The following is a 6,703-nucleotide window of genomic DNA, read 5'->3' on the forward strand; positions in this document are numbered from 1 at the left end:
GTAGGAAGAACACCACCACCGTCGGCCCCTGCATCGATCCGCCGTCCAGCGTCGAAGGAGATGCGTGTGACCACCTCCAGAGGGCTCCGTCTCGCCGTGTCCGTGCTGGTGACAGCGGGTGCCGTCCTGCTCGGCACGGCGGCCCCTGCGGCACCGCCAAGGACTCCCGCACCAACCGCGCACCCGTCCTGCGACCCGATCGACCCGGCCGCCTGCCTACTGCCCTTCCCGAACGACTACTTCACAGTGCCGGACCGGAGCAGCCCCACCGGCAAACGGGTGCGCTTCGCCGCCGCCGCGATGCCCGCCAACGTGCACGGAACCCCGATCGACCCGACGGAGTGGAACCGGCAGGACGGGTTCAGTCCGGGCTCGCCCATCCTGGTGCGGGTACCCGGCCTCGACGCCGCGGCGAGCGGGATCGCGCCGGTCACCGACATCGGCCGCTCGCTGGCGCCGGACGCGCCGATCGTGCTGCTCAACACCCGCACCGGTGAGCGCACGCCGTACTGGGCCGAGTTGGACGCGCACGCCGCCGGCCAGCCCGACCGTCAGCTGCTGATCATCCGGCCGGCGGTGGCGCTGGCCGAGGGCACCCGCTACGTCGTCGGGCTGCGCGGGCTGCGGAACGGCGACGGGGCGTCGATCCCGGCGCCGAAGGCGTTCACGGCGTACGTGACCGGCTCCGGCCTCCACCAGCGCGACGCTCGGGCGCCACAGCTGAGGCGGATCCTCAGCGAGCTGACTCGGATCGGCGTCCAGCGGCACAGCCTCTACCTGGCCTGGGACTTCACAGTGGCCAGCCGGCACGGGCTGACCGGGCGGATGGTGGCGGTCCGGGACGACGCGTTCACCGACCTCGGCCGGGCCGCGCCGTCGGTCACCGTCACCCAGGTGACCGACTATCCACCGGAGCAGGATCCGCTGATCGCCCGGCAGGTGAGCGGCACCATCGACGTACCGTCCTATCTGACCGGCGACGGCGGGCCCGGCTCCCGGCTGCACTACGGGCCGGCCGGGGGCGCCGGGACGCCGCCCACGCCGGACGCCCTGCCCACGCCGTCCGGCAAGACGGTGGCGGCGGACTTCGTCTGCAACATCCCGCGCAGCGCCTCGGCTGCGAGGCCCGCGCACCTCTCGCTCTACGGCCACGGCCTGCTCGGCCGACCGACCGAAATCAACGCCGGCAACGTCAAGACGATGTCGAACACCCACAACTTCACCTTCTGCGCGACCAGCTGGATCGGCATGGCCGCCGCCGACGTCCCCCACGTGGCCGGCGCCTTCACCGACCTCAGTGCCTTCCCCGCGGTGGCGGACCGGTTGCAGCAGAGCTTCCTGAACTTCCTCTTCCTGGGTCGCGCGATGATCCACCCGGCCGGCCTCGCCGCCCACCCGGCGTTCCGGGACGCCACCGCCCGGCCGCTGATCGATCGCCGTGGCGGGTTGCACTACGACGGCAACAGCCAGGGCGGCATCAACGGAGGCGCGCTCACCGCCATCGCCCAGGACTGGACCCGGTCGGTGCTCGGCGTACCGGCGATGAACTACTCCACGCTGCTGCAACGCAGTGTGGACTTCGCACCGTTCCAGACCGTGCTGGACGGCTACTACCCGGACAAGGTCGACCAACAGCTGATCCTCGCGCTGTTGCAGATGTTGTGGGACCGGTCCGAAGCCAACGGGTACGCCCAGCACATGACCGACCGGCCGCTACCGCGCACCCCGGCGCACCAGGTGCTGATGCACGTGGCGTTCGGCGACCAGCAGGTCTCGCCCGCCGCGGCGGAGGTGCAGGCGCGCACCATCGGCGCGCGCCTGCACACCCCCGCGCTCGCCGGCGGCTGGTCACTGGACGTGCGGCCGTACTGGGGCATCACGCCGATCCGCCGCTACCCGTACACCGGCTCGGCGATGGTGATCTGGAACAGCGGCGCGGCCTACGCGCCACCGCCGACCAACCTCGCACCGGCCGGGCCGGAGTTCGGCGACGATCCGCACGAGTTCCCCCGCGCCCAGGCCGGCGCCCAGGAACAGAAGGCGGTCTTCCTGCTCACCGGCAGGGTCATCGATGTCTGCGCGCGGACACCCTGCCCGTGACGCGAGATTCGGGAGGAGGTGGGGCGCCGGCTGTGCCAGCGCCCCACCGGGAAACGTCGCGATCGTCGGGTCAGCAGCGCACTTCGGTCTCCTTCTGCGCCACGTCCGAGATGCCGCCGAGGGCCCGGGTGCACACCGACAGCGTGTTGGCGCCCAGGGACCAGACGTCCGGGCCGCTGGAACACTGCAGATCGCGCAGCGTGCTGCCGGTCACGATGGAGGTGCAGACCTGGTACGACCCGTGGCTGGCCCGATACTGCTGCCACACGTACGTGTAGGCGTAGTTCTTGCCGCAGCCCTTGTACTGCTTGACCGATGCCGCGGTCTGACCGCCGACAGTGACGTACGCGGTCGCGCCGATCTGCACCGAGCCGGCGCAGCGCGGGTTGGTCTCGGCGTGCGCGGGTCCGGCGAACGCCAGCGTCGCGGGCACAGCAAGACCAGCGGCCGCGAGGATGCGTACGCCACGTCGGGAAAGACTCTTCATCGGTGACCTCCTTCAATGCACCGGGGACCGTCACCCCCGGTGTCGTCGATGCACCACATTGATGGCGGCCGTGGCCCGTTCGGTAGCCTCTGACACGCTCTGACAACGCCTGACAACGTCGTCTGACATGGGGGAGTGATGAAGGACCAGCGTTCCGCCGCCCAGCCGATTCAGGACAGACAGGCCGCCGAGAGGTTCGCCGAACAGCTACGGACCTTGCGGACCAGCGTGGGCGACCCGTCGTTCCGGAAGATGGCCGGGCGCTCGGGCCGGATCTCGCACACCACGCTGCACGAGGCGGCCGCCGGAACCAGGTTCCCCTCCTGGGAAACGGTCCGGGAGTTCGTCCGGGCCTGCGAGGCGGACGAGGCCCAGTGGCGACGCCGATGGGAGGACGCACAGCGCCTCGGGTCGGTCCACCGCATCGCGGACGGTGATGTCGCGCCGGTCGACGCCGCTTCCCCGACCAGCGCCGAAGGCTCGACCACCGCCGGTGAACCGAAGCCTGGCACCAGGACCGAATCCGCGGAAACCCACGAGCCCGTGGTGTCCGGCGTGCCCGCGACGTCGCCGGAGGAGCAGGGCGGTCTGCGGGCCACCGGGTACCCGCAGACCGACGAGGAGCTGGTGGGTGCGCGGCGGCAGCGGCTGCCGTGGCTCGCCGCCGCTGCGGTGGTGCTGGTGGTGGCGATGGTCGCCGTCCTGGGCGTCATCGTCCGCGGCCGGTCGTCCCGGGACGACCCTGGCGCGGTGGCGGCGTCGTCCTCGCCGTCGCCGTCGGTGTCGCCGTCAGCGTCGGCGTCGGCGTTCTCGGACTCGCTGATCCCCGGCGACTCCAGCAAGTTCATCGCCGACGTCACCATCCCCGACGGCACGCAGGTGCGGGTGAACTCCCAGTTCGTCAAGGTGTGGGCCCTCAAGAACGTGGGCAAAATCGCCTGGCACAACCGTTTCCTCGCCCGGACCAACCCCACCGCCGACGCCGACGGTTGCCAGGTGCCGGACCGGGTGGCGATCGGTGACACACCGCCCGACGAGCAGGTGATGATCAGCGTTCAGGTCACCGCGCCGAGCCGCCCCGGGAAATGCTGGGTCAGTTGGAAGATGGTCGACGAGAACGGGCAGGAGTTCTTTCCCACCCGCCGGCCGGTGTACTTCATGGTCACCGTCACCGCCTGAGCGCGGCTTCCGGTCGCCCGGACCGGTGTCAGAGTGCGAACGCGCAAAGCTGACAACACCACATCCACCGAGGTCGCTGCCGTCCTGACGGATCTGACAGCAAGCAGGGGTACCGAACAGCACGTCGATTCTCGCACTGTGATGTCCGTTCCGAACGACTCACCAATTGCGAGGAGGATCGACAGTGCGCCGTCCCTGGTTATCCGTCGGGCTCGCCGCGCTCTGCGTGGCCGTCGGCGTCCCGGCCCACGCCTGGGCCGCGACATCCGGCGCCACAGCGCAGCGAACCGTCACCGCGGCCTCGTGGCCGGTCGTGGACATGGAGGCCACCGTCCTGGCCGCCCAGATCGACCCCCGCCGTGCCGACAACACACTGACCCCCGGCGCGAAGAACTCCGTACTCGCCGTCGAACAGGCGCTCCAGGCGAAGGGTCTGCTGAACGCGCAGTGGGTCGACGGCTACTTCGGCACCGTGACCGTCTCGGCGTACGCGGCGTACCAGCGCTCACTCGGCTACACCGGGCTGGCCGCGAACGGGCTGCCCGGCACGACGTCGCTGACGAAGCTCGGGCAGAACCGTTACACGGTCGGCAACACGATCGGACCGGGCGCGAAGGTGCAGCGTGACGGGTACGTCGTCAACGCCCGCACCCAGGCGATGCTGGCCGAGGCGCAGCGTCTGCTCGGCTACCCCCTGGTGCTCGACCAGGGGTCGTACAACCCCGGGGGCGACCCCACCTCGGCCGGTACGCACGACGGCGGGGGTGTGGTGGACATCGCGGTCACCGGCATGACCGCCGCCAGGCGCACCGCCGTCGCCCGGGCCCTGCGTCAGGTCGGCTTCGCCGCCTGGGTCCGCAACCCGAATCAGGGCGACTGGCCGTGGCACATCCACGCCGCCGCGATCAACGACACGGACCTGTCCAGCCAGGCGCAGCACCAGGTCGGCGACTACTACCTCGGCATGAACGGCCTGGCCAACCAGGGACCGGACGACGGCCCCCAGATCCCGATCAAGACCTGGGAGCAGTACCAGCGCGGGCAGTGACCCGCACCCCCTCACCGTTTCTGAAAGGACACCATGAACATCCGTAAGAGTCTCGCCGCCGTCGGCGTCGCGCTGGCCGCGACCACCTCGATCCTCAGCGTCGGATCGCCCGCGTCGGCGGCGGCCCGAGACGGGGTCTGCGACAGCGGCGAGTTCTGCTACTACTACAACAGCGACAACGCGGGATCGATCTCGGACTTCACCGGTTCGCTCGACGACTACGGCACCGAGCAGCCCTCGTGCTACGACTTCAAGGGCGCCGGCGCCGGCAAGGGCCTGTGCATCAAGAACGAGGCCGCCTCGGTCTGGAACCGCAGCACCAAGACCGTACGTGTCTACTACAACAGCGGCTACGCCGGTTCTTACCAGGACTTCGCGGCCGGCGCCAAGGGCAACCTCAACGCCACGCTGAAGAACAACAACGCCTCGCACCAGTTCTCGCCGTCGACGCGCACGAACCTGTCGTACGCCCTGTACCAGGCCAGCGGCGGCACGGTCACGTGCGGCTTCGACGGTTACACCACCACGCCCGGCCGGCACGAGGGCATCGACATCGCCCGCAGCGTCGGCTCGGACGTGCGCGCCCTGGTCTCCGGAACGGTCATCTACGTCGCGCAGGGCGCCACCGGCAGCGGCGGCCTGTCCACGATCTCCGTCTTCAACTCCTCGCTCAACAAGACGGTGATCTACCTGCACACCGCGCCGAGGTCCGGGGTGAGCGTGGGCGACGCCATCAGCAAGGGCGAGATCATCGCCGACGAGTCGTGGCACGGGGTGTCCTCCAGCTCGGGTGCGCACACCCACGTCGAGGTCCGGGCCGGCCGGCAGACCCACGCGGCCGTCAGCGTCGGCGACTCCACCCTGGACAACGCCGACCCGACCGCGTTCTGGAACTCCCAGGGCTACAACGAGAAGTAGGACACCGTGAATATCCGCAAGGGCCTCGCCGTCGTCGGCGCCGTCCTCGCCATGTCCACCTCCATCCTGAGTGTCGCCACGCCGGCAGCGGCGGCCACCCGGGACGGAACCTGCGACAGCGGCGAGTTCTGCTACTACTACAACAGCAACCAGGCCGGCTCGGTCTCCGACTTCACCGACTCCCTGGACGACTACGGTACGACCCAACCGACCTGCTACGACTTCAAGGGCGCGGGCAGCGGCAAGGGTCTGTGCGTGAAGAACAACGCCGCGTCGGTGTGGAACCGCACCGGCAAGACGGTGCGGGTCTACTTCAACAGCAACTTCGCCGGTGTTTACCAGGACTTCGCGGCTGGCGCAATGGCAAACCTCAACGCCACGCTGAAGAACAACAACGCCTCGCACGAACTGCTGAGCGGGCCGACGGGCTGTAGCACCGACGGCACCAACAGCAAGCTGCCGAGCACCATCCTCGTCTACCGGGTCAGTCTCGGGCGTGTCGATCGGGTCGACTTCAAGACGTACGTCAAGAACGTCCTCCCGAACGAGTGGATCACGAGCTGGCCGGCCGCCTCGCTGGACGCCGGTGCGATGGCCGTGAAGAGCTACGCCTGGTACTGGGCGCTGCACTCGACCCGGAAGACGTCCGGCGGCCAGTGCTACGACGTCCGGGACGACACGGGCGACCAGGTCTATCGGCCGTCGTCGGCACAGTCGTCGACGTCCGCAGCGGTGGACCGGACCTGGTCGGCCCGGATGACCCGCAGCGGCAACATCCTGCGGGCGCACTACTGCGCGACGACGACCGCCTGCGGTGGCTGGGTGGACGGGGACTGGCTGTCGCAGTACGGCTCGCGTGACCTCGCGAACCAGGGCAAGAACTACCAGGCGATTCTGCGCTACTACTACAGCGACATCGCGCTCTCCTGAAATCACGCACCAACCGCGCCGCCCGCCGCGATCGCGGCGGG

The 6,703-nt window shown here is 69.7% G+C and carries 6 protein-coding genes; 5 read left to right on the plus strand and 1 reads right to left on the minus strand.

Annotated features, from left to right (window positions below; all coding sequences use genetic code 11):
• The first annotated feature begins 60 nt into the window (after positions 1-60).
• Complete coding sequence (locus ABZU74_RS21885) at positions 61-2,100, plus strand: hypothetical protein (protein WP_355426761.1); 2,040 nt, start codon at positions 61-63, stop codon at positions 2,098-2,100.
• Positions 2,101-2,170: 70 nt separating this feature from the next.
• On the opposite strand, the gene ABZU74_RS21890 is transcribed toward ABZU74_RS21885, so the two are convergent.
• Positions 2,171-2,587 (minus strand): hypothetical protein, encoded by a 417-nt coding sequence (locus tag ABZU74_RS21890; RefSeq protein ID WP_355426764.1) that lies wholly within the window; start codon positions 2,585-2,587, stop codon positions 2,171-2,173.
• Positions 2,588-2,725: 138 nt separating this feature from the next.
• Between ABZU74_RS21890 and ABZU74_RS21895 the strand changes: the two genes are divergently transcribed.
• The 4 genes from ABZU74_RS21895 to ABZU74_RS21910 all read left to right on the plus strand — a co-directional run bounded on the left by ABZU74_RS21895 (position 2,726) and on the right by ABZU74_RS21910 (position 6,662).
• Positions 2,726-3,766, plus strand: coding sequence for an NBR1-Ig-like domain-containing protein (locus tag ABZU74_RS21895; protein WP_355426767.1), 1,041 nt, complete (start codon positions 2,726-2,728; stop codon positions 3,764-3,766).
• A gap of 184 nt (positions 3,767-3,950) precedes the next feature.
• Positions 3,951-4,814, plus strand: coding sequence for a peptidoglycan-binding domain-containing protein (locus ABZU74_RS21900; protein ID WP_355426770.1), 864 nt, complete (start codon positions 3,951-3,953; stop codon positions 4,812-4,814).
• Between the two features lie 33 nt (positions 4,815-4,847).
• A complete protein-coding gene (locus ABZU74_RS21905; protein WP_355426773.1) occupies positions 4,848-5,732 on the plus strand; it encodes a peptidase inhibitor family I36 protein in 885 nt (294 codons plus the stop codon).
• Between the two features lie 6 nt (positions 5,733-5,738).
• Positions 5,739-6,662: a SpoIID/LytB domain-containing protein gene (locus ABZU74_RS21910; protein WP_355426775.1), complete on the plus strand. Its 924-nt coding sequence runs from the start codon at positions 5,739-5,741 to the stop codon at positions 6,660-6,662.
• The last annotated feature ends 41 nt before the right edge of the window (positions 6,663-6,703 follow it).

The organism is Micromonospora sp. NPDC005171 (assembly GCF_040608575.1).
Lineage (GTDB): Bacteria > Actinomycetota > Actinomycetes > Mycobacteriales > Micromonosporaceae > Micromonospora.

Excerpts from the sequence above, each read along its gene's own strand:
- ABZU74_RS21885 (WP_355426761.1), top strand. The coding sequence starts at position 61 with ATGCGTGTGACCACCTCCAGAGGGCTCCGTCTCGCCGTGTCCGTGCTG.
- ABZU74_RS21905 (WP_355426773.1), top strand. The coding sequence starts at position 4,848 with ATGAACATCCGTAAGAGTCTCGCCGCCGTCGGCGTCGCGCTGGCCGCG.
- ABZU74_RS21895 (WP_355426767.1), top strand. The coding sequence starts at position 2,726 with ATGAAGGACCAGCGTTCCGCCGCCCAGCCGATTCAGGACAGACAGGCC.
- ABZU74_RS21890 (WP_355426764.1), bottom strand. The coding sequence starts at position 2,587 with ATGAAGAGTCTTTCCCGACGTGGCGTACGCATCCTCGCGGCCGCTGGT.